Genomic DNA, 26,802 nt, shown 5'->3' with positions numbered 1-26,802 from the left:
GACAGAGGGAAACCGGGCGCGTGTCAGGTATCCGATGCGGCTGTACGGCGCTGGCGTTCGCTTTCGGTTTTCAACTGACCGCAGGCTGCGAGGATGTCCTGTCCGCGTGCTGCGCGGATGGGAGAGGCGAACCCTGCGTCCATCACGATATTGGCGAATTTGGCGATCTGGGCGCGGCTGGACGGCTGGAAATCCGAGCCGGGCCAGGGATTGAACGGGATCAGGTTCACCTTGGCCGGCAGATCGCGGATCAGACGGACCAGTTCGCGGGCATCGGCTTCGCTGTCGTTCACGCCGCGGAGCATGATGTATTCGAAGGTGATGCGCCGCGCGTTGGACGCAGCCGGATAGCGGCGGCATGCGGCGATCAGCTCTTCGATCGGGTATTTGCGGTTCAGCGGGACGATCTGGTCGCGCAGTTCGTTCGTCACGGCGTGTAGGGAGATGGCTAGATTGATGCCAAGTTCCTCGCCGCAGCGATCCATCATCGGGACGACGCCGGATGTTGAGAGCGTGATGCGGCGGCGGGAGAGGGCGATGCCTTCACCATCCATGATGATCCGCATGGCTTTTGCGACATTTTCGTAATTATAGAGCGGCTCACCCATGCCCATCAGCACGATCGTGGACAGGTAGCGTGGCATGTCCGCGCTGGGGCTGGGCCATTCGCCGTAGCTGTCACGGGCGGCCATGAACTGACCGACGATCTCGGCAGGGCCGAGGTTACGGACCAGCTTCTGGGTGCCCGTGTGGCAGAAGGTGCAGGACAGGGTGCAACCGACCTGCGAGGAAATGCAGACAGCACCTCGGTCTTCCCGACGATCCGGAATGTAGACGGTTTCGGCTTCCTGACCGTCGCGGAAGCGGAAGAGGAACTTGCGTGTCTCGTCTACGGAGGTCTGTTCGGTTGCGGTCTCGGGGCGGCTTACGACGAAATGTTCGGCAAGTTTGGCCTGCATCGGCTTGGCGATGGTGGTCATCGCCGAGAAATCGGTGGCGCCCTGGTGATAGATCCAATGCCAGAGCTGCTTGGCGCGGAACGGCTTCTCGCCGATATCCGTCATGAGTGCTGCCAGTTCCTCGCGTGATAGGCCCACCAGATCGCGCCGCCCGTCTGCGAGACGCGCCTCGGGCGGCGCGAACAGGGCGGATTTCGCGTGAATGCGCTCGCGCTCGGCAGCGTTCAGGTCGTCGGAAGCGACGGAATTGATTCGGGGGCGGATGTCGGGATGGATTACGGCTGTCATGACGGCGGAGCCATAGCACGGAGAAGACCCGCAGTTCCAAAGGAAAAGCGCGGTCTTTCCGGTAAAACTGTTTTGGAAAACTATTCTGCTTCTGGCTGGGCCTGCGCCGTTTTTCTGGCAGCGATCAGGAACTCGCGATTGCCTTCGGGGCCGGTGATGGGGCTGGCTTCGATCCCGAGGACGTCCCAACCGGGGAGGGCTGCGAACCATTCTCGGATTTCTTCGCAGACGCGTTCATGGACCGCCGGGTCGCGGACGACACCTTTCGCACCAACTTCGCCGCGCCCGGCTTCGAACTGTGGCTTGATGAGCGCGACGGCCCAGGCATCCGGGGTGGTGAGTTCAAGCGCTGCGGGCAGGACGGTGCGCAGGCCGATGAAGCTCGCATCGCAGACGACAATTCCGGCGGGTTCGGGAATCTGTTCGACCGTCAGGGCGCGGGCGTTCGTCTTTTCCATGACGACGACGCGTTCGTCAGAGCGGATTTTCCAGGCGAGCTGTCCGTGTCCAACATCCACGGCATAGACCTTTTCGGCGCCATGGGTCAGCAGGACGTCCGTGAAGCCGCCAGTCGAAGCGCCAACATCGATGGCGATACGGTCTTTCGGGTCCAGGCCGAAATGCTCGATGGCGTGAATCAGTTTGAGGCCGCCGCGCGACACCCAGGGATGGTCCTGCCCCTTGAGGGCAAGGGGAGCATCCTCGGGAAGCTGGTCGCCAGCCTTCGCGATCCGGCGGTCACTGGTATAGACGAGGCCAGCCATGATCAGGGCCTGAGCCCGTGTCCGGCTTTCGACCAGTCCCCGGTCAACGAGGAACTGGTCGGCGCGGCGTTTGGCCATCAGTCGCTCAGGCGGACTGCTGGGCGACGTCGACGCCCAGAGCAGCGGCTGCGACATGCACGATGTTCGGCGCTGTCAGACCTGCTTCTTCGTACTGGGCGTCCTGCGTGTTGTGGTCGATGTAACGATCCGGCAGGGCCAGCGGGCGGAACTTGACCTTATCCAGCAGGCCGGTCTCGGCAAGGTGCTGCACGACGAGGCTGCTGAAGCCGCCAATGGCACCTTCTTCAAGCGTGATGAAGACTTCGTGCTGGTTGGCCAGATCTTCGACAAGCGCCTTGTCGATCGGTTTGGCGAAACGGGCATCGGCGACCGTGACCGGAACGCCCTGTGCGGCCAGAAGGTCGGCCGCGCGCAGGGCCTCGTGGATACGGGGGCCAAGCGACAGGATGGCGACGCCACCACGGGCATTCGGCGCACGACGGGCTTCGCGGACGATCCGGCCCTTGCCGATTTCCAGAACTTCGCCCTTTTCAGGCAGATCAAGGCCGATGCCATTGCCACGCGGATAGCGGAAGGCGATCGGGCCAGCGTCATATTCACAGGCCGTGGCCGTGGCGTGCAGCAGTTCGATCTCGTCGCACGGCGCCATCACGACCATGTTCGGTAGGCAGCACAGGTAGTTGAGATCGAACGATCCGGCATGAGTGGCGCCATCGGCACCGACCAGACCGGCGCGATCGATGGCGAAGCGGACCGGGAGGTTCTGGAGCGCAACGTCATGAACGACCTGATCGTAGGCGCGCTGCAGGAAGGTTGAATAGATCGCGCAAAACGGGCGCAGGCCTTCGGACGCAATACCGGCTGCGAAAGTGACGGCATGCTGTTCGGCAATACCAACGTCGAAGAAGCGGTCCGGATAAGCTTTGGCAAACGCGTTCAGTCCCGTGCCTGACGGCATGGCGGCCGTGATCGTCACGAGCTTGTCGTCAGTTTTGGCGCGGCGCATCAGTTCGCGGCTGAAGATGGACGTGTAGCTCGGCGGACCGGCCGGAGCCTTCTTCTGCTCACCCGTAACGACGTTGAACTTGCTGACAGCGTGATACTTGTCACCGGCGGCCTCAGCGGGTTTGTAGCCGCGGCCCTTCTCGGTGATGATGTGCAGCAGGATCGGGCCCTGATCATCGGCATCGCGCAGGTTGCGCAGGATCGGCACAAGCTGGCTCATGTCATGGCCGTTGACGGGGCCGACATAATAGAAGCCGAGTTCTTCGAACAGGGTGCCACCGGTGATCAGGCCGCGGGCATATTCTTCGGCGCGCTTGGCGGTGCGCTCGATCTTGCCCGGAAGGCGCTTGGCGACCTTGCCGGCGAGATCGCGCAGGCTGAAGAACTGGCGCGAGGACATCAGACGCGACAGATAGTCCGACATCGAACCAACCGGGGGTGCGATCGACATTTCGTTGTCGTTCAGCACCACGATCAGGCGGTTTGCGCCGGGGCCTGCGACGGCGGCGTTGTTCATGGCTTCATAGGCCATGCCAGCCGAAATCGAGCCGTCGCCGATGACGGCGATGACGTTACGCTCGTGATAGCTCGGGTCTTCTTCCGCGCGCAGGTGATGCGCAACGGCCATGCCGAGGCCCGCCGAGATGGACGTCGAAGAATGGGCTGCGCCGAACGGGTCGTATTCGCTTTCCGAGCGACGGGTAAAGCCGGACAGGCCCTCGGGCTGACGCAGGGTGCGGATACGGTCGCGGCGGCCTGTCAGGATCTTGTGCGGATAAGCCTGATGGCCGACGTCCCAGATGATGCGGTCGTCAGGCGTGTTGAAAACGGCGTGCAGAGCGACGGTCAGTTCGACAACACCGAGAGACGCGCCGAGATGGCCGCCTGTGGTGGAGACAGCGTCAACGGTTTCCGAGCGCAGTTCATCGGCAAGCTGCTTGAGCTGGTCGACGGACAGGTTCCGCATGTCGGCAGGGAAGCGGACGCGATCCAGTTCGGGATAACGGCCATAGGTAGGAATCGTGGAGGAATTCTTGCTCATGGGATCAGTTCCTGCGCTCGACGACATAATCTGCCAGTGCCCTGAGGGCGTCGGCCTGTGCACCGAAAGATGAAAGAGCCTCCCGTGCCCGGTCGCTCAGGCGACGAGCCTCGGCGCGGGCACCATCGATGCCAAGCAGGGAGACATAGGTTGATTTGCCGCTGGCTTCGTCTTTGCCCGCGGTTTTACCGAGTTCCTCGGCGGTAGCGGTAGAATCCAGAACGTCATCGGCGACCTGAAAGGCGGTGCCCAGATCGCGGCCATAGGCGACGATGGCCGCACGACGTTCATCGTCCACATCAGCCAGAATGGCGCCGGACTCGGCGGCATAGCGGATGAGGGCGCCGGTTTTCAGGGCATGCAGACGACGCACCTGATCCAGCGGCAGGGCGCGGCCTTCGCCACGGATATCGATGACCTGACCACCGACCATGCCAGCCGATCCCGAGGCCTGCGCAAGGGCAAGGGCCAGATTGGCGCGGACGGTCGGGTTGGTGCTGGTTTCGGGCTCGACGAGAATTTCGAAAGCGCGGGTCTGAAGAGCGTCGCCTGCCAGAATTGCGATCGCTTCGTCGAACTGCTTGTGCGTGGAGGGCTGACCGCGTCGCAGGTCGTCGTCGTCCATGGAGGGCAAGTCGTCATGGACCAGAGAATAGGCGTGCAGCAGTTCGACCGACGCGGCGACACGCAGGGCGGCCTCGCGGTCTGCGCCAAACAGTGTCGCGACTTCGACGGCCAGAAAACCGCGCAGACGCTTGCCGCCGCCAAGGGCGGCATAACGCATGGCGTCCAGAAGAACGGACTCGTCCCCCGGAACCATGGGCAGAAGAGCGTCGATCGTGCTTTCGATTTCAGAACAGGCGCGTGAGAGCGCGTCCTTCAGGGAAACAGACGGGGTAGGGGCATTCATCGGCCGGAGTCTCCGGTATCGGCAAGAGGCTCCGTGCCTGTCGTGCCGTCATCGTTCTGCACGATGGCACGCACACGCATCTCGGCCTCTCCCAGCTTCGCATCGCAATGTCTGCGCAGGGCAGCACCACGTTCATAGGCGGAAATAGCGTCCTCGAGTTTCATCTGGCCGCCTTCAAGGCCACGGACAATCCTCTCCAGTTCGGACAGGGCATCCTCAAAAGACAGGGCATCCATGGGGGCATCAATGAGTTCGGGCATGAGAAGCCTCAAGGCATACTTTGGAACAAGGTAGCGAGGGGATTACAGGCAGAAGACAGTTTTTGCCAGCCCCGCGCGCGGGAACGCTGGAGTTTCCTCAGGAAGGTGACGTTTCTGCACGTCGCCGGATTACGAAGGAAAGCATGCCTGCGGTTTCCGTGAACGCAATGAGCGCATGGCCGGTTTCGCGGCAATAGGACTGAAAATCCGCCACTGAAGCGCGGTCTGTGGCGAGGATGCGCAGCTTCGCGCCAGGGGCCATGTCACGCAGGGCGCGATTGGCCTTGAGGACGGGCATGGGACAGGCCAGACCGCGCAGGTCGAGAAGTGTTTCTGTCGGAGGAACAGTCATGGGGCCCGACTATGCGCCTATCCCCGAAGGTGGCCAAGTCGGCTTTTGATACGGTTGACTGAAGGTTTCAGGTTTTCGTTGATAAATCAGGTGTTTGTTTCTATATTAATGGCTTAATGCCACAAAAGCGTTCCCTTCGGGGAGCGCTTTTTTTATTGGGGGAACGGCATGTCGGACGGGGAAGGCCAACTAGTCAGTCTGGCTGATGGAAATGAGAGACGCGCCTATACGTTGCGGATGCTCGAGGATCGGGTTCTGCGACTGGAGACGATCGCGGGGGGGCTTTCGGATCGATATGAAGAACTGCGCAACGAGATGCGGCAGGAAATCTCGTCGCTTCGGGATCAGATGAAGCTTCTCGAGACGAAGGTTGAAGAGGGGAATCGTGTGGTCAACGGGAAGCTCGACCGTCTGATCGGGGGGCGGGCGGTCATTACTGGGATCATCACGCTGGTCACATCCATTCTGGGGACCGGCATGGTGCATGTTGCCCTGTCCTTGACCACGAAATGAGAAATACCATGAGTGGAATTGATGCAGGCCAGCGCAAGTCTCTGGCTGCCAGCTTTGGGTTTGTGGCAGGTGGATACGCGGCACACGATGACTGTCAGGTCAACTTTCCGTGTTATCCTGATGTCAGAAAGTTCGGGTGGTTTCTGAAAGGACGCTCTCGCAGGATCTGCACGGAAATATGCGGTTTATTTTTCCGTCAGGCGATTATGACCTGAAGCGAGAGGGAGCGGTGTCGGGGAATGTATGCATCACGCTCCCGACACCGCATGAGTGTTTAAACCGGTTTAATATGACGGAATAGTGGCAGATGACGCCGGAAAACAGGTCGTTTCAGGTCTGAAGAGTAGAAAGTGGCAGCGTTCGCGCGGAAAGGTCGCCTTTGAACGTCGTGCTGCCCGTATGTGTCAGGGACAGGCCACGGTGGAGGGCGACTTGTCCGCCGATTGTGATCCAGCGGCGGCAGAAGGCGAAATCTTCGGAAAGATATGTCCGGGTTTCCGGGTCGATCAGACAGTCGAACAGGGCATAGGCGTCTGACGACGGTGCTTGCGAAGTCTGGCCTTCGGACTTCGCGTCGATGCGGCTGTATCGGGTTTCCGGATAGTGGGCGATCATGTCGAGCACCATCTGGCGGGTCATGAGCATGAAGCCTGTGCCGATATAGGAGACGTCCGCAATTTCGCCCGGTGCGCTGTCATCGTGCAGGGCGGCGCAGTCTCCGACATAGCGCAGGCTGGCTGTTCTGGACTCTTCGCCAGCGGCCATAAAACGGTCCGTATCGTGGTCCCAGTAGTGGGATTTCAGGGGGTAGGCCCCTCCGATCAGAGGGCGGTCCGCATCAAGCAGAGCGAGGATATCGGTAATGGAAAAGCCGATGTCGCTGTCGATGAAAAGAAGATGGGTGGCATCGGTCATGGTCACGAACTGATGCAGGAGCGTGTTTCTGGCCCGTGTGATGAGGGCGTCACTGCCGATCGTGGACAGGGTGAGTTGTAGATTATGAGCTGGTGCTGTGGCCATGCAGCCAATGAGGGACTGCATGTAATCCAGCGTGATGGTGCCGCCGAAGCAGGGCGTGGCGATGAAGACGTGGCGCGGACTGGGGGGGCAGGAAGTCATGCGAGGCAGCCTGCCCGGAAATTATGAAGAAAGAGTCAAAAACCGCGCCGGAAAGTCTTCATGCTCCCATATGTGCTTGTAGGACCATGTAAAAGACGAAGGCGGCGTCCAGACCGAGGACGATTGGCGTTAAGCGCTGGAACTGACGTGTGGCGATGGCGAGCGCCGTGTAAATCAGCAGGCCGCAGGACAGACTCAGCATGAAATTGCCGGTTACGCCTGCGATGAGCAGCATCATCAGAGGCGGGATGGCTTCTGCGGGTGTTTCCGCGACGCGGCTGAGGCTACCGAGCATGTTCAGGCCCACGAGAATGAGGACGGGCGCTGTAGCGATCGCGGGAATGGCGGTGATGAGCGGCCAGAAAACGGAAGACAGGGCAAACAGGACAGCGACGACCAGTGCGCTCAGGCCCGTGCGGCCACCGGCTTCCACGCCTGCCAGACTCTCGACATAGGCGGAGACCGTGCAGGTTCCGAGCGAGGCGCCGATGATGCTGGCCGCTCCATCTGAACCGAAGGCGCGGTGATCGAGCGCAGGTTTTTCGACCGTTCCATCCAAGCCTGCGCGGTGCGCGACGCTCATCATGGTCGCAGTTGCGTCGAAGAAATCACTCAGCAGAAAATAGAGCGTGATGGGGACGAGAAGTCCGAGATGGGAAAAATATTCGTGGAAATCGAAGGGCAGGAACAGGTTGGTCGGATAATGCGGCCAGTCCAGAAGTTGGGCTGGAAGATGCGTGATCGGGCCTGAGGGCGTGTGGATGAAAAGTCCGACGATGGTGATAGCGAGAATGGCGAGGAGCAGTCCGGCCGGGACGCGCAGGACCACGAGAATGGCGCTCAGGACGACGCCAGCCATGCTGAGCAGGACGGACGGGTTGCTCAGAGACCCGAATGTCAAACCTTCGGGCGAAGGAACGGCGATGCCCCCAGTCATCAGGCCGATCCGGGCAATGAAAGCGCCGAGTGCGATCTGGATCCCGAGGACAATCGAGGGCGGAAAGCCACGGATGATGCGCTGGCGGATCTGGCTGAGGGAGAGGGCGGTGAAGCACAGTCCGCTGAACAGGACGACCGTGAAGGCTGTGCGCGGGCTGACATGGGCCTGCTGCACCACGACCTGCGCGAACAGGACATTGCTGCTCATGGCGGGGGCAAGGGCGATGGGCAGTCTGGCCCAGAGCGCCATCAGCAGCGTTCCGGCGACGGCGCCCGCGATCGTGGTCATGACCATGTCGTGACGGTCCAGACCCGCCGCCGAAAGGATGGCCGGGTTGACGGCCACGATATAGGCCATGGCCCCGAAGACCGTCAGTCCGGCAATGACCTCACGCGGGATCGTTGAACCGCGGGCCGTAATGTGGAACCAGCGGTCGAGTCTGGATAGCAGCAAGCGGACACTCCGGGGGCAGGGGATGGCTGGGCCAAGCTATAGTCAAAAAAGCTGTCCGTGCCACGGTCCGGAGCGTATCTTTTCATTTCGGATTCGATTTTTTCTCCCATGCCTTGTGGATCTCTGCCGGAGACAGGCGGTGATGTGAGGCTTTCGTGCGCTTTTCGGCTCCGGGATGGGCCGGGTGCGGGATGCTGCTGGGACCTAAGCCTGTGGTGGCGCCGGGTGCAATTCCGGCGGCAGGGTGTTCATTGGCTTCCAGAATGGCTTTTTCGCAGGCTGAGCCCTTGCCAACACCAAGCTGGATAGTCGGGATAAGCGCTGCGGGCGGGAAGACGATTCCAAGCCCGACGGAGGCCGCGACGCGGCCGATCAGTTCCGCACCGGGCAGAATTGTGGGGCTGTTGATCGGTCCGAAAATATGGACCGCGCCGGGCAGGGACAGGATCTGTGGCCCGATCGAACGGGTGGTCACGGCGTAATCCAGTGTGTCCTTGTGGAAATTGACGGTTCCGGTGCCGCTTGTCCGGGTGGTGCCGGTTTGCAGGAGCATCGCATCGGTATGCACAATGCCGTCCTTGAGCGGCAGATCGGCCACGAGGCACTCCAGCTTCGAGCGATCCGGAATTCCAAGTGCAGACAGGATGGCCGAGCCGAGCTTGAGCCCCAGCAGATCAGGAAGAAGGGCCGTTACATCACCCCCGCGGTCCAGCACCAGTGTCGTCCCGCCGTTGCCGTTTTCGACCAGCGTTGCGACCGAATTGCCAGTCGAATTAAGCGTCACATGACCGCCAATGGTGCCTTCGCCCTGGAACATGTCCTTGGATGTCATGATGCGCGAGAGGGGAAGGCGGGAGACGTCCAGACGGAAGCGGGTGTGGAACTGCGCGTTTTTGGTCGGCTCAAGTGTGGCGTTCGCGGAAATGGTTCCTGTCCCGGTGGCGAAGGTCAGGTGTTTGAGGTTTATGGCGCCGTCGTGGATGTCGAGTTCGGTATCAATATTGTCCAGAGGCCAGTTTTTATTGCGGATGTGATCGCCGTGATATGTCAGATGGACGTTCGCAGCGTTGAGTTTCGGCACATTGATTGTCTTGTCAGGCAATACGCGCTTGCTGGCTGGTTCAGTTTTTCTCGTATCACCGGGTTGTGCACCGATGAAGCCACCCAGATCGGCCAGATCCACCGAATGGGAATGCAGGGCTGCGTCGACGAAAATCGGCTTCTGGTGCGGATCAACGTTGATGTCTCCGCCGATATCCGAAGAGCCCATACGGCCTTCGAATTTCTGAAAACGGATCGCCCGGTTGGAATAGGCCAGATTACCGGTCACGCTGTAAGGCGGCGTCTGGGGAATGGGTACGCCCGTGAGAGGGTAAAGCAGGGACATGTCTGGCCCTGCGAAGTGCAGCGCCAGATTGGTGCCCTGAAAATGGATCGGATCATCCACTGTGCCACGCAGGGTGACATAAGTTGGCCCGTTGGCGAGGCGTCCGTCGATCGGATAGGGATGTGTAGTGTCTGTCAGGTCCAAAAGAGCGCCACCGACGATATGGCCCGTGATCGGCGCGCGGGCATACCGTCCTGCGAGATCGATCACGATATGCCCGTCGTCGCCGTCTTTCGGGAGGACGGTATGAATGAGGACGTGCATGTCCGTCTTCAGTTTAGCCATCGCCACATGGATATTGCCGTCATTGATCTCGATCTTGCCGAGCTTCGGCAGGGGGGTTGAGGATGACGCTGTCTGGGATGATGTGTCGGACGATGAGGGGAACGTATAATTGTTCGTGCCATCGGCTAGCGAGACAATGTCGCCTTTGGGAGTATCAACGCGGATTAGTGGCACGGAGAGGCCACCGCCCGTCAGATAGCGCCAGGCATCGACTTTGACGGTTATGGCATGAGCGGAGGCGAAGTCGTCTTTCTCTTTGCTGAAACCCTCGGGCTGGCCGATTTTCAGATCATCGACTGTAATTGTTGGCTTGAAGCCAAGATGAACATGCAGATGTGCAATGCTGACGGGGCGCTGCAGGGCTGCTGTAGCCTTGCGATTGATGTACGGAACAAACCAGTCCCACTGCCAGATCAGGACCAGGACGATGAGGGCGGTCACCAGCGCTCCGAAAACACCGCCCGCGGTTTTCAGACCACGGTGCTGCTTTTCCCGCCCAGCGAGAGGTTTGTCAGAAGGGGAAGGCGCTCGGGGCGGTGCGGTGCTCAAAGGGGGTTTCTCCGGAATTTGTGGTGTGTCGGAACAGATCTGGTCGTTGCAAGTCACTCTAATTACGGACAGAACCGGAAACGGTTTCACCAAGGACGGGAAGATCAGGACGAATGGACACGGTTGAACGCATCGGCAGCCAGAATGGATCAGGCCTTGCGGACCTGCGGCGTGTCAGCCGGCAAGCGCATGAAACCGTCGATGAGGCTTTTTCACGTTTTGATCTTGCCGATCGGGAATCCTACGGTGCGTTCCTGACAGCTCATGCAGGTGCGCTTCTGACTGCCGAGGCATATCTGGCGAGGCACGCTGATGCCGTGCCAGCATGGCGTTCACGCTCAGAGTTGTTGAAAGACGATCTGCGGCATATGGAGCTTGAAATTCCTTCTGCGCGTCAGGACGTTTTTCCCGAGCGTGATGGCACGGCGCTTGGTGTGCTGTATGTTCTGGAAGGTTCTCGGCTTGGCGGTCGTGTGCTTTCGGCCCGGGTGGCGCAAGGTTTGCCTCGGGCGTATCTGTCAGCCTTTCATCAGAAAGGGGAGTGGCCGGAGTTTCTGGCGCATCTGGAGCGCTCTTTGAATGAGAGTGATGCGGCCCGGCGGCAGGCTGTTACGGCAGGAGCCATCATGACGTTTGACCTGTTCCGGACCAGCACTGGCTCTCAGGACTGAGAGGGGCGGGCCGGCCGCACGTTTCTCGGAACCACACCCGGAAAAGCGTCGGACAGGCGCTCGGCTTCCTCGAACGGCAACATTGCAATCGCGCAGCCCAGAGCACTGGCATCGGGTGCGGGAAGTCTGTCGATCCCGCGCAGGAGGCCTGCGAGATTATGGCCTTCTGCCGTCAGAACCATGAAGGGTGTCATGCGGCTGTAGAGGCTAACTGTGGAGTCGATTTCCGTCAGGGCATGATCGGGGATGGCGATATGGATTTCGTCACCGCTGACGGGGGACAGGACGGTATTTTCCGCAATCCTGATACGGAGCGGCACCATAGGCAGGAGCGTCGGTGAACCTGCGAGCGGGAGATATCGGCCGGGTAGTGGGTTTTCCACGAACAGGCATGCGTTCCAGATATCAGTGTCCGATACTTCCAGAGCCATGACGAGCGGATTGTAGCGCCCGAAATTCGTGTCAGTTGTTCCGATAGGCACCAGAGAACCGCTCTGCATGTCCAGCATCAGGCGCTGCGATTCTCCGAGCGTACAGAAACGGAACTGCGGTTGTAATCGGGAAGATAAAGACACGGAAAGCTGGGCAGGTGTCAGGCCGAGTTTTTGCAGAATGGGCTTGTCTGCATGGGTCATGACGGCCTTGAGGCGCCAGTAAAGATCGGTCAGCGACGCCTGTGTCATGAAAGAGGCGATTCGTCGGCTTTCGGGTAGCCAGCGGCTTGCGCCGCCATATTCAGCATCATTGCGGTCGAAATTCTGCCAGGCCTGTTCGGGCGTCGCGCTTGAATCCCGCTTGAAGAAACTTTCCCGGTCACTGGCGGCAAAGTGAAGAATCCGCGCTTCGTCCCAAACAGCATTTCTATCCAATGCTGAAAAGGGGTCAGGCAGGCTATTATCTAGATGGCGCGGTTGCACAAGATGCCGGACAACGCGGTGATCCGGCAGACTGAGAAGTCCGTGCCGGGTGAAGGTCTCGACTGGGGAGAAGGCCGAGGGCGTCATGCGGCCGGAAGAGCCGAACAGGCACCAGTTTATCGCCATTGTCGCTTCGGTCGCACCCGCCGTAAATTCGGCGACGGATCGGGCAGTCTCGAAATGTAGGTATTCATCCGCCGCCAGAATCATCATCCAGTCGAACTCATCGCGGCCCTGTGCGAGCGCGTTTTTGTGGAATCGGGTCTGACGTTCCAGTCGCGTGGGAAGCGTCGTATCGGCGGACTGGACCCGGATGTCGTAGAGGGTGGCGGCATTTGAAAGTGCCGCCCGCGTTCCGTCTGTCGAATGGTCGTCACAGACAATCAGGGTCGAGAAACCGATTGTCGCGTGATGGGCTAGCCACCATCCGATCGTATCAACCTCGTTGTGAACGAACAGAATGGCGGCGCTTTTCGACATGGGGCAGGGATCAGTCCATTTTCAGGGCGGCGAGGAAGGCGCTCTGCGGGATTTCGACCTTGCCGAACTGCCGCATGCGCTTCTTGCCTTCCTTCTGCTTGTCCAGAAGTTTGCGCTTACGGGAAATATCGCCGCCATAACATTTGGCTGTCACGTCTTTGGACAGTGCGCCAATTGTTTCACGGGCAATAACCTTGGAGCCGATGGCCGCCTGAATGGCAATCTTGAACAACTGCTTGGGGATCAGATCCTTGAGCTTGCCGCAGATCGAACGACCGCGCTGCTCGGCAACGGTGCGGTGCGAGATGAAAGACAGGGCATCGACAGGCTCGTGGTTTACGAGGATGGAGATGCGGACTAGGTCGCTCTCCTCGTAACCGTCCATCTGATAGTCGAAGGAGGCGTAGCCGCGGCTGATGGATTTCAGGCGGTCGTAGAAATCGAATACCACTTCATTCAGCGGCAGACGATAAACGGCCATGGCACGGTTACCGACATAGGTCAGATCCACCTGCACGCCACGACGTTCGGAACACAGCGTCAGGACCGGGCCAAGGTACTCGTCCTGAACCATGATGGTCGCCTTGATCCATGGCTCCTCAATGGTTTCGATCTTGCTCAGTTCCGGCATATCGGCCGGGTTGTGCAGGTCTTCGGACGTACCGTCCGTCATATGCATTTTGTAGACCACGGACGGAGCCGTCGCGATCAGGTCCAGATTGAACTCGCGGGACAGGCGTTCCTGAATGATTTCCAGATGCAGCAGGCCGAGGAAGCCGCAGCGGAAACCGAAGCCCAGCGCAGCCGAGGTCTCGGCTTCGAAATGGAACGACGCATCGTTCAGACGCAGCTTACCGAGGCTGTCACGCAGCTTTTCGAAATCGTCCGCGTCAATCGGGAACAGGCCACACCAGACCACCGGAATGGAAGGCTTGAAGCCTGGCAGGGCCTTGGGAGCAGGGCGCCGGTCCAGAGTAACGGTATCACCGACATTGCAATCCGCGACGGTCTTGATGGCGGCGTTGATGTAGCCCATCTCGCCCGGACCGAGGCTCTCGACCGTCTGCATTTTGGGCAGGAACACACCGACCTGATCGACATGATAGGTCGCGCCGGTCTGCATCATACGGATACGGTCGCCGCGTTTAAGGCGACCGTCCTTGATGCGGACGAGAATGATGACGCCCAGATAGGCATCGTACCAGCTATCGACCAGCAGGGCCTGAAGCGGCGCTTCAGCATCGCCCGTGGGGGCGGGGAGGCGCTGGACGAGGGCTTCGAGCACGCCTTCGATATTGATGCCGGTCTTGGCGCTGATTTCGACGGCGTCATCGGCGGGGATTCCGACAACTTCTTCGATCTGGGCGCGGACGCGCTCTGGTTCAGCAGCCGGAAGGTCGATCTTGTTCAGGACCGGGACGATCTCGTGATTGGCGTCGAGCGCCTGATAGACGTTCGCCAGTGTCTGGGCTTCCACGCCCTGTGAAGCATCCACGACCAGAAGCGAGCCTTCACAGGCAGCGAGCGAGCGGCTGACTTCATAGGCGAAGTCGACATGGCCCGGCGTGTCCATGAGGTTCAACGTGTAAGTCTGACCGTCTTTTGCCGGATAGCTTAGACGCACGGTCTGCGCCTTGATGGTGATCCCGCGCTCCTGTTCAAGTTCCATCGAATCGAGAACCTGATTTTTCATCTCGCGAGCGGTCAACGCGCCACAGGCCTGAATCAGGCGATCGGCCAGCGTCGATTTGCCGTGGTCAATGTGGGCGATGATCGAGAAATTGCGGATAAGGGAGAGCGGGGTATCGGTCATGGCTGCTACATACGGGATTATTGCAGAAATGTCAGTAGATCTGCGTAAAAGCCTGCCTTCGTCAAAAGGCAGGCTGGAGTGGGATCAGCGGTCCGTCAGACGGAACTCGATCCTGCGGTTTCTGGCATAGGCCGCCGGTGTGGTGGCCGCGTCCAGAGGCTGGTAGTCGGCAAAGCCTGTCGCGGCTAGATGACGCGGGTCCACGCCTTCGGCGATGAGCAGTTTGACCACCGTGATTGCGCGCTCGGAGGACAGCTCCCAGTTACTGGGAAAGGCGCTATGGATCGGCTGACGGTCGGCGTGGCCGTCCACGCGCAGAATCCATGGAAGATCTCTTGGGATCGTTGAGGCAACCTGCTTGAAGGTGTGGGCAAGGGTTGTGATTTCCTTGCGGCCTTCCGGCGTCAGATCGGCACTGCCCTGCGGGAACAGGATTTCCGACTGGAAGACGAAGCGGTCTCCCACGACATTCACGCCTTTCTGGTTTTTCAGCAGATCGCGCAGGCGCCCGAAGAATTCTGACCGGTAGTGTTTGAGCTGATTGACCTTATCTGCCAGCGCCAGATTTAGCTTGTTACCAAGATCCGCAATCTGGGCATCTTTGCCCTGCTCGTTCTTTTTTTCGAGGTCGAGGGCGTTGCTGATCGCCTGAAGCTGGCGGGTCAGTTCTTCAACCTGCGCCTGAAGGTCAGAGATCTTGCTGTTCTGCTGTTTGCTCGTGTCGTCTGCCGAGGCCAGAGCCTGATCTTTCGACTGGAGCTGGCCCGTCAGGGTCGCGATCTGGGTCGAAAGGGTTTGGAGCTGAGCCTGATTGCGCTGTTTTTCGTCAGACAGCGTGGCGACGGTGGAGGACAGACTTTTGTTCTTGTCTTCCGTCATCGACAGCATGTGTGACAGCTCGGCCAACTGCTTTTGCAGGGCATCAAGCGTATGTTCGCGCCTTGAGAGTGAGACTGAAAGGAACTGCTGGCCCACGACGAAGACGAGCAGAACGAAAGTGACGACCATCAGCAGGGTGGACAGGGCGTCCACATAGCCGGGCCAGGCATCAAGGGCGTTGTGAGATCCGCGTCTGCGCCGGGCCATGGATCAGTCCTGCCTGCCGGGGGAGGGCGTCGTGCTGCCAGAGGCCGCGGCAATCGTGCGGGCCAGAACACGGAGATCGTTGCGAAGCTCCCCGATTGTCTGGGCGCGGCCTTCATGAAGCTCCTGAATCAGACGGCTGAGATGCGTCTCGATCCGCAGAAGCGCTGTTCCCTGAGAGCCCGGACCGTCATCGCCCATATGGCGCAGAAGGGCGGTCTGGGTTTCGGCCGTACGGGTCATGAGTGTCTGGTTGGCGGCGAGCAGATCTGTCATGCCGCGCAGGCGTTCCTGAAGGCTGTCGAGCATGTGCAGTTCGCGGACGCGGTTCTCTTCGCTGCGGGAGACGGCGTTCTGGAGCGTTTCCAGATTTTCGGCGGTCTGTTCGAGCAGAGCCTGAACATAGGCCGGAACAGGGGCGCCGTCGCTGTCGATGGACGTGCTACCCGTGACGCGTGTGACGCCAGCCAGCCATTCTTCCAGTTCGTTGAAGAAGCGGGTCTGGGCCTGTCCTGCTGTCAGGTCCAGAAAGCCGAGGACCAGTGCGCCGGCGAGGCCAAACATAGAGCCCGAAAACGCCGTAGACATTCCGGCAAGCGGTCCGGCAAGGCCCGTCTTGAGCTGGTTGAACATGACGTCCATGTCACCGCTGCCTGCGGACATGCCACCGATGACACCGGCGATCGAGCTGACCGTTAACAGAAGGCCGTAGAACGTGCCCAGCAGACCGAGAAAGATCAGGAGCTGCGTCATGTAGCGGGAAATTTCCCGGCTTTCGTCCAGACGAGAGGACAGGCTGTCGAGCATGGCCTGTGTCGTCTGCGTGGAAAGCGTCAGGCGGTCCGTGCGGTTGCGGGCCGCCAGCATGCTGGCCATGGGCGCGAGCAGACGGGGAGCCTTGGGCGCGGCCAGACCGGCGCGCGGCTGGCGCAGGAGTTCAACCCAGTGCACTTCCGGCATGAGGCGCTGGACGACATGCAGGTTCCACAGGATGCCCAGCAGGAGCACGCCAAGGATGATGGCATCGAGCTTCGGGTTTGCGCTGAAGGCCTGAAGCAGGGTTGTACCCATTGTCGCGGCCAGAAGGCCGACCGCGACAAGGAAAACGGCCATTCGGAGCAGATAGGTCGTAGGACGTGTCACGGCGTGTCTTTCCTGATGTTATTTCGGCAGGCCGTTTGCGGAAGGTAAGGGTGGGTCGACGGGATTTGTCTCAATGACAATATCCAACCGGTCGGCAGGCGCGCTGTCTCCGGCGTCAGGACGTCCGAGCGCGCGGGGATAAAGACGGGTCGTGGCGACGCCTGCGTGAATGAAGATCGAACGGACGGCGAGCGCGCGGGCCAGCGCGATGCGGCGTGGCATGGACACGTCATCGCCGGGCAGGGTGGCATGGGCGATCAGCACGATCCGCTCTTCCGGATGATGGGAGAGTTCGGTTCCGTAAGCCTGAAGCGTTTTAAGGCTGTCGGCGTTCAGCGCGTCGCTTCCGGACGCGAACAGAACGCGCAGTCCACCGTCGGGCAGCGATTCCGTATGGCTTGCGGCATCGGCAACGGCCGTCACGTCCGTCGGAGGAACCGGCGGATGAAGCTGGACCGGGACAAATGGCGGAGGCAGTACGACGGGCGGTGGCGGTGCGGGAGGGACGCCCGGAACTGTTTCATGCGCCGGAGCCGATTTGACTGGAGTAGTCGTCGGGGCGGGCGCGGGTGTCGCAGCGGATTTCTGGGAAGCCGACTTTTTGCTGCCATGTGCGGCAGACGTGTGGGCCGTACGTTGAACAGCAGCCGGTTTTTTCGCGGCAGGAGCAGGGCTGGCCTGGGGCAGATCATCCAGATTGCTGGTGACCTGTGCCTGTGCGGCGGGCAGCGGGAGGCAGGCCAGAAAGGCCGCCAGAGAAAGGGAGGAGAGGATCGGCCTGTTCATGTCAGGCCGATCCTAGACGACGCCTCACGACTCCCGCAATGGGGCGTGAGGACAGTTTCGTCAGCTCCGGTAGATCAACCCCGATTCAGGGCTTCATGCACGAGCGCGCGCAGGGTGCCGTGAAGGTTGGTGTTGCCGGCAACGACGTTGACGTCGTCGGGAAGGTCGTGAAGTTCGTTTCCGTCCGGATCGGTCGCATAGCCACCGGCTTCGCGAACGAGAAGCAGACCTGCTGCGCAGTCCCACGGCTTGATGCCGAATTCCCAGTAGCCTTCGTAGCGGCCTGCTGCCACCCATGCGAGATCGAGGGCAGCCGCACCGAAGCGGCGAATCCCTGCGACCTGCGGCATCAGTGCGCCCAGAACGCGGGCGAACGGCAGGCGGCTGCTGCTCGGAACCTTCGCAAAAGGAATGCCCGTCGCGAAAACGGCTTCCAGCATGTTACGGCGCCCGGAAACGCGGAGGCGGCGTTCGTTAAGGAACGCGCCCACGCCCTTTTCGGCCCAGAACATCTCGTTGGCAGCCGGGTTGTAAACAACCGCAGCAACCAGTTCGACCGATCCGTCCTGAAGTTTGCGCTGAAGACCGATGGAAATGGCCCAGTGCGGAATGCCGTGCAGGAAGTTCGTCGTGCCGTCCAGCGGATCGACGATCCAGCGCCAGGTCCAGTTGTCCCCGCCCGAAGCGCCGCTTTCTTCCATCAGGAAGGCGTAGCCCGGCCGTGCACGGCTCAGTTCTTCGCGGAGGATGGTTTCGGCGCGCAGGTCGGCCTGGGAGACGAAATCTCCCGGGCCCTTGATGCTGACCTGAAGCTGTTCGACCTCTGCAAAGTCACGGAGCAGACGGCGCGAAGCCTTCTGCGCGGCGCCCTGCATGACGGCCATGTGCGGGGAAAGACGCATGGTGGATCAGTCCTTCGCGCGTTCGACGTAGGACGCGTCTTCCGTGCGGACAACGATACGCTCACCGGCTTCGATGAACGGCGGAACCAGTGTCTTGACGCCGTTGGACAGGACGGCGGGCTTGTAGGACGAGCTGGCCGTCTGGCCCTTGACCACCGGATCGGCTTCCGTGATTTCCAGCGTCACATGCGGCGGCAGTTCCACGCCCACCGGGTCGCCTTCGACCAGCTTGACGTTCAGCGCCATGTTGTCCTGAAGGAATGCGAACTGGTCGCCGAAGATGTCCTTGGCGAGGATCAGCTGCTCGAACGTCTCCGGGTCCATCAGGACGACATTGTCACCATCCATGTAGGAATAGGTGTAGTCCTTGTCTTCCGTCATCAGGCGCTCGACGGAATCTGCTGTTCTCCAGCGCTCGTTGGTCTTGTTGCCCGTCTTGAGGTCGCGCATTTCGACCTGAATGAAGGCGCCACCCTTGCCCGGGGTGATGATCTGCTGCTTGAGAACCGTCCAGCGGCGACCGTCGTGCTCGATGACTTGGCCGGCCCGGATAAGGTTGGCTTGCTGTTTCATGCTTGTGTCCTGATGACCCTGAAGGAGGGATTTTCTGTCACGTCTGTGGGCTTCTAGCGCCGCACGGGGCCTCTAAGCAAGGCGCAAGGGATGTGTGGGCTGTGTGGATTTCAGGAAAGTGTGAAGGAAAAGGGGCTTGGGGCCGCGCGTCGGGCAGGTCATGTCAGACTGTGTGTGCGTCCTGAGGGTCAGGGCGAAACGCAAGGAGAAGACGCATGTACGATATGAAGAACCTCTCGCGCATTTCCCATCTCGAAGCCAATGCCTCCAAGGGCATGGACGCTTTCTGGCAGTTTGATCGCGCGGCTTTCGAGGAAGGGGCTGTCAGCGCCCTGACCAAGCAGCTTGCGGCAGTGGCGGTCGCCCTGACGACCCAGTGCCCGTATTGTATTGAACTTCATGTGAAAGCGGCGCGCGAAGCGGGCGCAACGGACGCCCAGCTTTCCGAAATCGCCCTCGTGGCCGCTGCCATCCGCGCAGGCGGTGCGATCACGCACGCCACGCATATGTTCGAAGCGAAGTAAGCGTTTCTTTCGTCTCAGATGAAGTCGCACGTCTCTCCGTCCGGTGTTGCAACCGTCCCTGGAGAGCCGGGCTTGAGATATTCCGGGCCGATCGGGACTTTGCCCCGGCCGCCCGGAATATCCAGAACATAGGTTGGCCAGGCGAGACCCGTCACCCGCCCGCGGAGATGCCTCAGCAAAGCCTGCCCTTCTTCGACCGGAACATGGAAATGCCCGGTTCCGGCGGCAGCATCCAGATGATGCAGGTAATAGGGTTTGACCCGCGCTTTCAGGAATGCCCGTAGAAGGGCTTCCAGACTTTCCACCGTATCGTTGACCCCGCGCAGCAGAACGGACTGCGACAGAACCGGAATGGCACGCGACAGAACGGCGCGGATGGCTTTCGTGGCCTGCGGGGTTAGTTCGCTGGCGTGATTGGCATGGACCACGAGCCACATCGCGCGATCGGTTTCTATGGCATCCAGAAGCTCGTCCGTCATGCGAGCCGGGTCGGCGACCGGCACGCGGGAATGGATGCGGATGGTTTCGATATGGGGAATGTCGGACAGGGACTGCACGATGTGCTTCAGTCGGCGCGGCGCCAGCATGAGCGGATCGCCACCCGTGAGAATGATCTCGCGGATATCGGGATGCTGCCGAACCCAGTCCAGCGCGGTTTCGAGTTCCGCATCGTTCAGAAGGCCGCCGCCGGGCCCGACATGTTCGCGACGGAAGCAGAAACGGCAATAAAGTGGGCAGACCAGAAGCGGCTTGAGCAGGGCCCGGTCGGCATAGCGATGCACAATTCCGAGGACTGGCGAGAGCGCATCATCACCGATCGGGTCCGTATCTTCGTGCGGCAACGTGACGAGTTCACGCGCATCGGGGATGACCTGTCTGGCGATTGGGTCGTCCGGATGGGTGATCAGGTCCTGAAAGGCAGGCGGAATGGCCATCGTGAAGCGTTCGCCTACCGCTTCGAGCGTTGAACGGTCCGCCTCGTTCGCCAGCCCCGCGTCGATCAGGTCCGACGGTGTGCGAAGGGTGGCGCGTTTTGCGGAATGCTTTTGGGCTGTCTTGACCATATCGTGCATGTGATGCCTCTAGCGGTGCGGGTCCCCGTTTTGCAACAGGAGCGATAGACGTCATGACCGTATTATCCGCTGGATTAGCCGCTGATTCGGCCCGGATTGCTGAGCGCTTGCCATTGCTCGAGCGGCGTTCGCAGATGGTGAAATCCGTTCGGAGCTTCTTTGAAGGACGGGGCTATCTGGAAGTCGAGACGCCCTATGCCGTTCCGGTTCCGGGAGAAGAGGTCCATCTGCGGTGTTTCAGAACGGAGCTTGAACGCCCCGACGGCTCCTGCGAGCCGCGTTTTCTGCATACGAGTCCGGAATTTGCGATGAAGCGGATTGTGGCGGCGACGGGAAGGGCCGTGTTCCAGCTTGCACGCGTCTGGCGCAATGGTGAGGCGAGCAACACACATGCGCCAGAGTTCACCATGCTGGAATGGTATCGTCCGGGTGCGGATCTGTCGTCCCTGATGGATGAAACGGAAGATTTTCTCCGGGCGCTTCTGCCCTCTGTGGTGCATCGGGGGATGGATGTCATTGATCTGTCACTCCCCTTTGAGCGTCTGACGATGCAGGCTGCGTTTGCGCGCTATGTGGGAGCGGATCTGCTGGGAACGGCTGGAAACGCCGAAGCCCTTGCCGAACAGGCGCGTGTTGGCCTGCGGAATGGGGAGACGTGGGAGGATCTGTTTTTCCGGCTTCTGCTGGAGCGTGTCGAACCTGTGATCGGGCGCGAACGTCCCACATTCCTGACGCACTGGCCCGCTGAACAGGCCGCTCTTGCGCGACGGGACCCGACGGACGGGCGCGCGGCGCTACGGTTCGAGCTGTATGTGGGGGGGCTGGAACTGGCGAATGCGTTTGAAGAACTGACGGACCCGGTCGAGCAGCGGGAGCGTTTTGTAACGGATCGCAAGCGCCGTATCGGTCTGTCACCGGATCAGGACTGGCCGGTGGACGAAGTTTTTCTGGCGGCGTTGCCGGACCTGCCAGCCTGTTCAGGGATTGCGCTCGGGTTTGACCGGCTGGTCATGCTGGCGACAGGTGCGCCGAGGATCAGTGACATTTTGTGGTTGGCCTGATCTTTTCGGAACTTGCAGGAGTTTTAATCCTTCTTTTGCGTCAGAAGGGCTAGAACGTGTCGAAAGAGGAACATGACCGCGTTGCAGCGGCACAGTCGGGGAAGATGATGATGAAAAAAATTGGCGTGCTGTCCGTCCTGGTGCTGCTGGGCCTTTCCGCCTGTGAAGTCCCGACCCTTCAGCAGCGCAAGGTGCTGGATTCGATGGTAGGCCGTTCCGAGGTGGATGTTCTGCGCCAGTTCGGTGTGCCGACACGTAACTACGATGCACAGGGCCATACCTTCCTCGCCTATATCGATAACCAGACGCAGTATTCTCCCGGCGGTGGCTGGGGCTGGGATGGCTGGGGCGGCGGTATGGGCGGCTGGGGCGGTGGGTGGGGTGGTATGGGCGGCTGGGGTGGCGGCTGGGGCGGCATGGGGGGATGGGGTGGCGGTTTTCCGTCGACCTATTACAACACGAGCTGTCAGACGACATTCGAGCTGGTCAGCGGTCGGGTCGTCGGATGGACCATGCGCGGGGACGGGTGCTGAATCACCCGACCTGCTCTATGGTCGTCTCTCCAGCTCACAGGATGGTGCGATCAGGCATGGATGTGCGACTCGATATTTTCCCTTCAGGACGGTTTCCGGGTTGGGGGAAGGGGCTGAAACTCGGCGTGGGGCTCCTTCTCGGGGCCACGCTGTCCGCCTGTGGCGATCCTGACTGGCAGGGCACAGACTGGACGAAGAACTATCAGGATAGTTTCGAGACCCAGATCAGCGCCCGCGCTTCCGCCATGCCGGGAAGCACCGATGGCGCTTATCAGCCAAGTGCGGACGGGACGCCTAACAGCCCGATCGCCTATCACTCGCCTCCGATGCTTTCTTATGAGGATCGCCCGCTTGATGAAAATATCGCGGGTTCTCTGGAACTCAGCGACTACGTCAAAGCGATTCAGGTGGCGAAGCTGGAGCCTTGGATCAGCGGTCCGGGGCCGTACACGCTTTTTGCGATTCCCAATGCAGCCTTTGAGCGTCTGAGTGCGCGTTGGCCCGGTGGGCTTCTGGCTCCGGCCAATCGTGGGCAGCTCGTCCATATTCTGGGCTACACGATTGCTTATGGAAAATGGAACGAAGTCGCTTTGCGCCGGGCAATCCATCGTAACCATGGACATGCGATCGGCTTGAAGACCCTGTACGGCGATCTTCTGGGCGTGGAAATTTCTCCGCGTACCGGTGAACTGCTGCTCGAAAATACAGCGGGGGAGACCAACCGTCTGTGGGGCAAGTCTTTCCCGCAATCCAATGGTGTTCTTTACTTCACTCAGGACGCGCTTCTGCCGATCCCGACTGAAAAGGTTTCAACCGGCCGCAAGCACGGCCATCGCTGAAAACCGCTCTTTGTCCTTGCCGTCAAACTGAAGGGGGATGGCAAGGAAATCGGCACCAGCAGCAACCGCGGAGGACGCTTCCGCCGTAGTCGTGACGTTCTCCGTGATGCCCGGAAGCTCCATGACGGAACTCCACCATTTCATCAGTTCCAGATCACCCGCAGGAAACGCGACATAATCGGCGCCCGATTCGCCAGCTTTCATGGCATCATCACGGTTGTCACAAGCACAGCCGATCGGCATATCGCTCCCGACAGTTTTGCGAAGGGTGACCAGATCTTCCACACAGGCGACATGAAGCCCATCGCAGAGTCCCAGAAGGGATTCCGGCGTATTGGAAAGCGGAACGCCGACTTCAGGGATCATGGCGACACCATTGGCGTGAAGCAGGTCCACCAGTTTTGAAAGCTGCGCTTTCTCTGGCGTCCAGCCGCAGGGCAACCGAAGAGCGGTGACTTCAGGCAGCGGCAGAATATCGCGGAGCACCTCCAAAGCGGCATCCATATCAAAACCAGCGGGTAAAACGGGGTAAAGATCACAGGCTGTCATGGGGATGTTCTCGCAGATTGTCGTGGTGGGAGCTAGGCGGTCTGAGCGTCAGGATCCGTCCGCGGTACTGATCATAGGATTCCAAAGTGCGAAATTGTGCCGCATTGACCCGGCATATCGCCCAGCCAACCCTGGCATCCAGCGCCTGCCGTGCCACCGCCGGGGAGTCGCCGCAATCCAGAATAGACAGTCCTGCATGGTCGTTCATGATGTTCAGCCACCAGGGAACGCCAAAGCTGCTGCCTGCGCTTTCGACGGAAAGGGCAAGGAAATGCTTCCCTTTAAGCCGAACAATCCGATCCATCTCATGGCGCGACGAAATGACGAAAACAGGATAGTGAATGGGTAGGGACGTCCTTGACCCCGCAACGGGATCGGGTCTTTCCTGAGGAACGGGCCGGAGTGGGTCTGTATTGGGCATCTGACTGGCGCAATGATTACATGAACGGGAAGATCGTGGCGGTAAACGAGACAGGTATTACGCAGGACGATAAGGCGGTTGAGCGTCTTGAGGAAGCGATGATGCGGATTGCCGCTGCTTCCGAACGTCATGTTCTAGCAAAGGAAGCCTGTGAGCGCGCCCTTCATTCCGCGCCGGATCTTTCGGAGTTTGCGGCCAATATCGATGCATTGTGTGCCCGCATCCAAGGCGTGCTGAACAGGAAAGAGGGCTGACCGATGGGACAGGTATCCATTCGTCTTAATGGCTACGTCTATAGTGTCGGATGTCAGGATGGCGAAGAAGCCCATCTCTATGACATGGCCCGTCATGTCGAAGGCTGGCTTCAGCGGGCCCGGAGTCTGGGTGGGGCTGCAAGCGAATCCAAGACGCTCATGATGGCTGCACTTCTGATGGCTGATGAAATCTTTGAGCTGAAACACCGGCAGATTTCGCCTCAGGCGGAAGCGCAGATCCAGCAGGCCGGACATCTGCTTCAGCGGGAGGGCGCGCGCCAGGAGCGTCTGGCCCGACTGGCGGGGCAGGCAGAGCTTCTTGCTGCAGAACTTGAACGTGCCTCCTGATTTTTCAAGGTTTGCATTGAACATCGGGCCGGACAGTCTAATATAGCTTTTGGAGCTGCCTGGTGCGTCAGGCAAATCATCCCCCGGGCCGATAAGCATTCCTACGGGAACTGGCTCTGTCGTGGCCCTGGTCACGTTAACCGGTGCCCACCTGCACTTGCAGGTCTAGGAGGGCTGAAAAGACCAACGGCTTTGGCGGCTCCACATACTTCCGAAATCGATACTCTCAAAAAAAGCCTGCGCCGCAAAATGGCCGAGTGCTGGCAGACGCTTTCTTCCGCTGACGAGGAAAGGCTGCGCGCTTTCCTTCTGAAAGAAATCCTCGCGCAGCCGGCTCGAAAAATTGCTGCTGTTTGGCCTTTGGCTGGAGAAGTCGACCTTCGCCCGTTGTGTCATGCTGTGTCGGAAGTCGGGCGTCAGGTTCTGTTGCCGGAAACCACCTCCAAAGGCTTTCCTCTGATATTCAGGCGCTGGTCGCCGGCGTCTGCCATGATTTCAGGTCGTTTTGGAACGTTACATCCCGAAGGGGACATTGACGTTCCAGATCTGATTCTCGTGCCATTTCTGGCATTTGATCGTTTCGGTTACCGGCTTGGATATGGCGGCGGTTATTATGATCGCACTCTGGCCGCACTGAATGTTCCGGCGATCGGCTTCGGCTTTTCCGGTCAGCAGATCGATTCCGTACCCACAGGGCCTTACGACGTTCCATTAAGAACGATCGTGACTGAATGCGGAATTATCCGGACCGATATCCCAAAACCATTATGAAAGACTGACTGTTGAGACTGCTGTTTCTGGGTGACATCATCGGGCGTAGCGGGCGTGAGGCCATTATTCGCAATCTGGCCGACTGGCGCCAGAAACTCTCGCTGGACCTGGTGGTTGCCAATGGTGAGAATGCTTCACACGGCTATGGCCTGTCCCCCGATATTGCCAAAACTCTTCACAATGCGGGTGTTGACGTGATCACGCTGGGCAACCATGCGTGGGACCGTCGTGACATGATCGGCTATATCAATCAGGCCCCCTATATCATCAGACCCGCCAATTATCCTGCCGGAACGCCGGGGCAGGGGAGCCATATCGTAGAAATCAGCCGCGGACGTAAGGCTCTGGTCATCAATGTGATGGGCCGTATCTTCATGGACCCGTTGGATGATCCTTTCAGAGTTGTCAGCGAAATCCTTTCCCGGCACCGGCTTGGTGTGACGGTGCATGCCATCCTGATTGACGTTCATGCCGAGGCCACCAGCGAGAAAATGGGCTTTGGAGCTTATTTTGATGGGAGAGCTTCCGTTGTGGTTGGAACTCATACGCATGTTCCAACCGCGGACCATCGCATTCTGCCGGCAGGCACGGCCTATCAAACGGATGCGGGGATGTGTGGCGATTACGATAGCGTCATAGGAATGGGTAAACCTGCCGCACTTCATAAGTTGGTTCGCAAAATTCCTGGTGATCGCCCGCAACCGGCAGAAGGGGAGGCGACAGTCTGCGGACTTATGGTGGAAACGGATGATGCGACCGGTCTGGCCAGAAAGGTGGCTCCGCTGCGGATCGGCGGGCATCTGGCTCCGAACTGGCCGGATTTTTGAGAAAAGCAGAAAATTTGAGAAAAAACCGCTTTTTTTTCGAGTTCGATTCGCAATGAATGATGGGGGTTAGTCTTTTTTTTCGCAGAAAACCGGGATTTTATCTGTTGATAAGTGCCTTGTGAATTCTGTTTGACACTATGGGGTGTCCCCCGTATAAGCCCGTTCACCGACGCAGCGGGGCTCACCTGAGGGGCTCTGGAGTGGCGGGGATGACGGTCTTTGAAAATTGAATATGGAATTGGAAGGGATATGTTGGCGGCGTTTTGGTGCTGGTGGTCTGGGATTAAGTTCCTGGGTCTAAGTATCGGGATGTTGGTTGATGTATTCTTTAATTAGATGCTTCGAATAGCCTAACGTTTTTGATATTTGGGTTTGTGGGATTGAACC

At 59.7% G+C, this 26,802-nt stretch carries 29 protein-coding genes and 1 other RNA gene; 11 read left to right on the top strand and 19 right to left on the bottom strand.

The annotated features are described in order from the left end of the window. Positions 1-23 precede the first annotated feature (23 nt). The 6 genes from rlmN to HKD21_RS06490 form a co-directional block, all read right to left on the bottom strand. Positions 24-1,247, bottom strand: coding sequence for a 23S rRNA (adenine(2503)-C(2))-methyltransferase RlmN (rlmN, locus tag HKD21_RS06515; protein ID WP_194254832.1), 1,224 nt, complete (start codon positions 1,245-1,247; stop codon positions 24-26). Between the two features lie 80 nt (positions 1,248-1,327). Next, positions 1,328-2,089, bottom strand: a complete 762-nt coding sequence (locus HKD21_RS06510; protein ID WP_194254831.1) for a TlyA family RNA methyltransferase — start codon at positions 2,087-2,089, stop codon at positions 1,328-1,330. Positions 2,090-2,096: 7 nt separating this feature from the next. After that, the gene (dxs, locus tag HKD21_RS06505; protein WP_194254829.1) at positions 2,097-4,079 is read right to left on the bottom strand and encodes a 1-deoxy-D-xylulose-5-phosphate synthase; all 1,983 of its coding nucleotides are present in this window, start codon (positions 4,077-4,079) and stop codon (positions 2,097-2,099) included. Between the two features lie 4 nt (positions 4,080-4,083). After that, positions 4,084-4,989, bottom strand: a complete 906-nt coding sequence (locus HKD21_RS06500) for a polyprenyl synthetase family protein (protein ID WP_194254827.1) — start codon at positions 4,987-4,989, stop codon at positions 4,084-4,086. Next, a complete protein-coding gene (locus HKD21_RS06495) occupies positions 4,986-5,249 on the bottom strand; it encodes an exodeoxyribonuclease VII small subunit (protein ID WP_194254825.1) in 264 nt (87 codons plus the stop codon). Before HKD21_RS06495 ends, HKD21_RS06500 begins: the two co-directional genes overlap by 4 nt. A gap of 97 nt (positions 5,250-5,346) precedes the next feature. Further along, entirely contained in the window at positions 5,347-5,601 is a 255-nt protein-coding gene (locus tag HKD21_RS06490; RefSeq protein WP_099286826.1) for a sulfurtransferase TusA family protein, read from the bottom strand. A gap of 168 nt (positions 5,602-5,769) precedes the next feature. Between HKD21_RS06490 and HKD21_RS06485 the strand changes: the two genes are divergently transcribed. Further along, positions 5,770-6,114: a hypothetical protein gene (locus HKD21_RS06485; RefSeq protein WP_194254823.1), complete on the top strand. Its 345-nt coding sequence runs from the start codon at positions 5,770-5,772 to the stop codon at positions 6,112-6,114. Between the two features lie 330 nt (positions 6,115-6,444). Here HKD21_RS06485 and HKD21_RS06480 read toward each other — a convergent pair whose 3' ends face one another. The 3 genes from HKD21_RS06480 to HKD21_RS06470 form a co-directional block, all read right to left on the bottom strand. Next, positions 6,445-7,233: a hypothetical protein gene (locus HKD21_RS06480; protein ID WP_194254821.1), complete on the bottom strand. Its 789-nt coding sequence runs from the start codon at positions 7,231-7,233 to the stop codon at positions 6,445-6,447. Between the two features lie 58 nt (positions 7,234-7,291). After that, a complete protein-coding gene (locus HKD21_RS06475; protein WP_194255015.1) occupies positions 7,292-8,623 on the bottom strand; it encodes an NCS2 family permease in 1,332 nt (443 codons plus the stop codon). A gap of 85 nt (positions 8,624-8,708) precedes the next feature. Then, positions 8,709-10,772, bottom strand: a complete 2,064-nt coding sequence (locus tag HKD21_RS06470; protein ID WP_407646542.1) for an AsmA family protein — start codon at positions 10,770-10,772, stop codon at positions 8,709-8,711. Positions 10,773-10,960: 188 nt separating this feature from the next. On the opposite strand from HKD21_RS06470, the gene HKD21_RS06465 reads away from it, so the two are divergent. Beyond that, positions 10,961-11,518: a biliverdin-producing heme oxygenase gene (locus tag HKD21_RS06465; protein ID WP_194254816.1), complete on the top strand. Its 558-nt coding sequence runs from the start codon at positions 10,961-10,963 to the stop codon at positions 11,516-11,518. Here HKD21_RS06465 and HKD21_RS06460 read toward each other — a convergent pair. The 7 genes from HKD21_RS06460 to efp all read right to left on the bottom strand — a co-directional run bounded on the left by HKD21_RS06460 (position 11,509) and on the right by efp (position 19,215). Next, positions 11,509-12,915, bottom strand: a complete 1,407-nt coding sequence (locus tag HKD21_RS06460) for a glycosyltransferase family 2 protein (RefSeq protein WP_194254815.1) — start codon at positions 12,913-12,915, stop codon at positions 11,509-11,511. The two genes, HKD21_RS06465 and HKD21_RS06460, sit on opposite strands and share 10 nt — an antisense overlap. A gap of 10 nt (positions 12,916-12,925) precedes the next feature. Then, the gene (lepA, locus tag HKD21_RS06455; protein WP_194254814.1) at positions 12,926-14,728 is read right to left on the bottom strand and encodes a translation elongation factor 4; all 1,803 of its coding nucleotides are present in this window, start codon (positions 14,726-14,728) and stop codon (positions 12,926-12,928) included. A gap of 84 nt (positions 14,729-14,812) precedes the next feature. Beyond that, positions 14,813-15,814 carry a peptidoglycan -binding protein gene (locus HKD21_RS06450; protein ID WP_194254813.1) on the bottom strand — a complete coding sequence of 334 codons (1,002 nt, stop codon included), beginning with the start codon at positions 15,812-15,814 and terminating at the stop codon, positions 14,813-14,815. 3 nt (positions 15,815-15,817) lie between these two features. Next, positions 15,818-16,954: a flagellar motor protein MotA gene (locus tag HKD21_RS06445; RefSeq protein ID WP_194254812.1), complete on the bottom strand. Its 1,137-nt coding sequence runs from the start codon at positions 16,952-16,954 to the stop codon at positions 15,818-15,820. Between the two features lie 18 nt (positions 16,955-16,972). Further along, positions 16,973-17,740: an OmpA family protein gene (locus HKD21_RS06440; protein ID WP_194254811.1), complete on the bottom strand. Its 768-nt coding sequence runs from the start codon at positions 17,738-17,740 to the stop codon at positions 16,973-16,975. Between the two features lie 74 nt (positions 17,741-17,814). Further along, a complete protein-coding gene (locus HKD21_RS06435; protein ID WP_194254810.1) occupies positions 17,815-18,642 on the bottom strand; it encodes an inositol monophosphatase family protein in 828 nt (275 codons plus the stop codon). Positions 18,643-18,648: 6 nt separating this feature from the next. Continuing rightward, positions 18,649-19,215 (bottom strand): elongation factor P, encoded by a 567-nt coding sequence (gene efp, locus HKD21_RS06430; protein WP_062110196.1) that lies wholly within the window; start codon positions 19,213-19,215, stop codon positions 18,649-18,651. A 215-nt stretch (positions 19,216-19,430) separates the two neighbouring features. Here efp and HKD21_RS06425 point away from each other — a divergent pair, with 215 nt between their 5' ends. Then, on the top strand, positions 19,431-19,739 hold the full coding sequence (locus HKD21_RS06425; protein ID WP_077803075.1) for a carboxymuconolactone decarboxylase family protein: 309 nt from the start codon (positions 19,431-19,433) through the stop codon (positions 19,737-19,739). A 14-nt stretch (positions 19,740-19,753) separates the two neighbouring features. On the opposite strand, the gene HKD21_RS06420 is transcribed toward HKD21_RS06425, so the two are convergent. After that, positions 19,754-20,812: a lysine-2,3-aminomutase-like protein gene (locus HKD21_RS06420; RefSeq protein ID WP_194254809.1), complete on the bottom strand. Its 1,059-nt coding sequence runs from the start codon at positions 20,810-20,812 to the stop codon at positions 19,754-19,756. Positions 20,813-20,865: 53 nt separating this feature from the next. Between HKD21_RS06420 and epmA the strand changes: the two genes are divergently transcribed. The 3 genes from epmA (at position 20,866) to HKD21_RS06405 (ending at position 23,245) form a co-directional block, all read left to right on the top strand. Continuing rightward, a complete protein-coding gene (gene epmA, locus HKD21_RS06415; RefSeq protein WP_194254808.1) occupies positions 20,866-21,873 on the top strand; it encodes an EF-P lysine aminoacylase EpmA in 1,008 nt (335 codons plus the stop codon). A 107-nt stretch (positions 21,874-21,980) separates the two neighbouring features. Further along, positions 21,981-22,406, top strand: a complete 426-nt coding sequence (locus HKD21_RS06410) for a hypothetical protein (protein WP_407646541.1) — start codon at positions 21,981-21,983, stop codon at positions 22,404-22,406. Positions 22,407-22,462: 56 nt separating this feature from the next. Continuing rightward, a complete protein-coding gene (locus tag HKD21_RS06405; protein ID WP_194254806.1) occupies positions 22,463-23,245 on the top strand; it encodes a fasciclin domain-containing protein in 783 nt (260 codons plus the stop codon). Here the strand turns inward: HKD21_RS06405 and HKD21_RS06400 are convergent. Beyond that, the gene (locus HKD21_RS06400; protein ID WP_194254804.1) at positions 23,216-23,794 is read right to left on the bottom strand and encodes a thiamine phosphate synthase; all 579 of its coding nucleotides are present in this window, start codon (positions 23,792-23,794) and stop codon (positions 23,216-23,218) included. The two genes, HKD21_RS06405 and HKD21_RS06400, sit on opposite strands and share 30 nt — an antisense overlap. Next, the gene (locus HKD21_RS06395; protein ID WP_228121095.1) at positions 23,781-24,098 is read right to left on the bottom strand and encodes a hypothetical protein; all 318 of its coding nucleotides are present in this window, start codon (positions 24,096-24,098) and stop codon (positions 23,781-23,783) included. Before HKD21_RS06395 ends, HKD21_RS06400 begins: the two co-directional genes overlap by 14 nt. Before the next feature lie 98 nt (positions 24,099-24,196). Between HKD21_RS06395 and HKD21_RS06390 the strand changes: the two genes are divergently transcribed. The 5 genes from HKD21_RS06390 to HKD21_RS06370 all read left to right on the top strand — a co-directional run bounded on the left by HKD21_RS06390 (position 24,197) and on the right by HKD21_RS06370 (position 26,415). Further along, entirely contained in the window at positions 24,197-24,469 is a 273-nt protein-coding gene (locus HKD21_RS06390) for a hypothetical protein (protein ID WP_322782909.1), read from the top strand. A 3-nt stretch (positions 24,470-24,472) separates the two neighbouring features. Beyond that, positions 24,473-24,817 carry a cell division protein ZapA gene (locus HKD21_RS06385; protein WP_062027026.1) on the top strand — a complete coding sequence of 115 codons (345 nt, stop codon included), beginning with the start codon at positions 24,473-24,475 and terminating at the stop codon, positions 24,815-24,817. A gap of 49 nt (positions 24,818-24,866) precedes the next feature. Next, a non-coding RNA gene (ssrS, locus tag HKD21_RS06380) (6S RNA) lies at positions 24,867-25,023 on the top strand. A 43-nt stretch (positions 25,024-25,066) separates the two neighbouring features. Beyond that, on the top strand, positions 25,067-25,588 hold the full coding sequence (locus tag HKD21_RS06375) for a 5-formyltetrahydrofolate cyclo-ligase (protein ID WP_265588977.1): 522 nt from the start codon (positions 25,067-25,069) through the stop codon (positions 25,586-25,588). An 11-nt stretch (positions 25,589-25,599) separates the two neighbouring features. After that, positions 25,600-26,415, top strand: coding sequence for a TIGR00282 family metallophosphoesterase (locus HKD21_RS06370; protein ID WP_194254800.1), 816 nt, complete (start codon positions 25,600-25,602; stop codon positions 26,413-26,415). Positions 26,416-26,802: the final 387 nt, after the last annotated feature.

Source organism: Gluconobacter cerevisiae (assembly GCF_015244675.1).
Taxonomy (GTDB): Bacteria; Pseudomonadota; Alphaproteobacteria; order Acetobacterales; family Acetobacteraceae; genus Gluconobacter; species Gluconobacter cerevisiae.
Note: the sequence above shows the minus strand (reverse complement) of the source record. Positions and strands in the feature narration are given on the sequence as shown.

Excerpts from the sequence above, each read along its gene's own strand:
- rlmN (WP_194254832.1), bottom strand. The coding sequence starts at position 1,247 with ATGACAGCCGTAATCCATCCCGACATCCGCCCCCGAATCAATTCCGTC.
- HKD21_RS06510 (WP_194254831.1), bottom strand. The coding sequence starts at position 2,089 with ATGGCCAAACGCCGCGCCGACCAGTTCCTCGTTGACCGGGGACTGGTC.
- dxs (WP_194254829.1), bottom strand. The coding sequence starts at position 4,079 with ATGAGCAAGAATTCCTCCACGATTCCTACCTATGGCCGTTATCCCGAA.
- HKD21_RS06500 (WP_194254827.1), bottom strand. The coding sequence starts at position 4,989 with ATGAATGCCCCTACCCCGTCTGTTTCCCTGAAGGACGCGCTCTCACGC.
- HKD21_RS06495 (WP_194254825.1), bottom strand. The coding sequence starts at position 5,249 with ATGCCCGAACTCATTGATGCCCCCATGGATGCCCTGTCTTTTGAGGAT.
- HKD21_RS06490 (WP_099286826.1), bottom strand. The coding sequence starts at position 5,601 with ATGACTGTTCCTCCGACAGAAACACTTCTCGACCTGCGCGGTCTGGCC.
- HKD21_RS06485 (WP_194254823.1), top strand. The coding sequence starts at position 5,770 with ATGTCGGACGGGGAAGGCCAACTAGTCAGTCTGGCTGATGGAAATGAG.
- HKD21_RS06480 (WP_194254821.1), bottom strand. The coding sequence starts at position 7,233 with ATGACTTCCTGCCCCCCCAGTCCGCGCCACGTCTTCATCGCCACGCCC.
- HKD21_RS06465 (WP_194254816.1), top strand. The coding sequence starts at position 10,961 with ATGGACACGGTTGAACGCATCGGCAGCCAGAATGGATCAGGCCTTGCG.
- HKD21_RS06460 (WP_194254815.1), bottom strand. The coding sequence starts at position 12,915 with ATGTCGAAAAGCGCCGCCATTCTGTTCGTTCACAACGAGGTTGATACG.
- lepA (WP_194254814.1), bottom strand. The coding sequence starts at position 14,728 with ATGACCGATACCCCGCTCTCCCTTATCCGCAATTTCTCGATCATCGCC.
- HKD21_RS06450 (WP_194254813.1), bottom strand. The coding sequence starts at position 15,814 with ATGGCCCGGCGCAGACGCGGATCTCACAACGCCCTTGATGCCTGGCCC.
- HKD21_RS06440 (WP_194254811.1), bottom strand. The coding sequence starts at position 17,740 with ATGAACAGGCCGATCCTCTCCTCCCTTTCTCTGGCGGCCTTTCTGGCC.
- HKD21_RS06435 (WP_194254810.1), bottom strand. The coding sequence starts at position 18,642 with ATGCGTCTTTCCCCGCACATGGCCGTCATGCAGGGCGCCGCGCAGAAG.
- efp (WP_062110196.1), bottom strand. The coding sequence starts at position 19,215 with ATGAAACAGCAAGCCAACCTTATCCGGGCCGGCCAAGTCATCGAGCAC.
- HKD21_RS06425 (WP_077803075.1), top strand. The coding sequence starts at position 19,431 with ATGTACGATATGAAGAACCTCTCGCGCATTTCCCATCTCGAAGCCAAT.
- HKD21_RS06420 (WP_194254809.1), bottom strand. The coding sequence starts at position 20,812 with ATGCACGATATGGTCAAGACAGCCCAAAAGCATTCCGCAAAACGCGCC.
- epmA (WP_194254808.1), top strand. The coding sequence starts at position 20,866 with ATGACCGTATTATCCGCTGGATTAGCCGCTGATTCGGCCCGGATTGCT.
- HKD21_RS06410 (WP_407646541.1), top strand. The coding sequence starts at position 21,981 with ATGATGAAAAAAATTGGCGTGCTGTCCGTCCTGGTGCTGCTGGGCCTT.
- HKD21_RS06405 (WP_194254806.1), top strand. The coding sequence starts at position 22,463 with ATGGATGTGCGACTCGATATTTTCCCTTCAGGACGGTTTCCGGGTTGG.
- HKD21_RS06400 (WP_194254804.1), bottom strand. The coding sequence starts at position 23,794 with ATGACAGCCTGTGATCTTTACCCCGTTTTACCCGCTGGTTTTGATATG.
- HKD21_RS06395 (WP_228121095.1), bottom strand. The coding sequence starts at position 24,098 with ATGGATCGGATTGTTCGGCTTAAAGGGAAGCATTTCCTTGCCCTTTCC.
- HKD21_RS06385 (WP_062027026.1), top strand. The coding sequence starts at position 24,473 with ATGGGACAGGTATCCATTCGTCTTAATGGCTACGTCTATAGTGTCGGA.
- HKD21_RS06375 (WP_265588977.1), top strand. The coding sequence starts at position 25,067 with ATGGCCGAGTGCTGGCAGACGCTTTCTTCCGCTGACGAGGAAAGGCTG.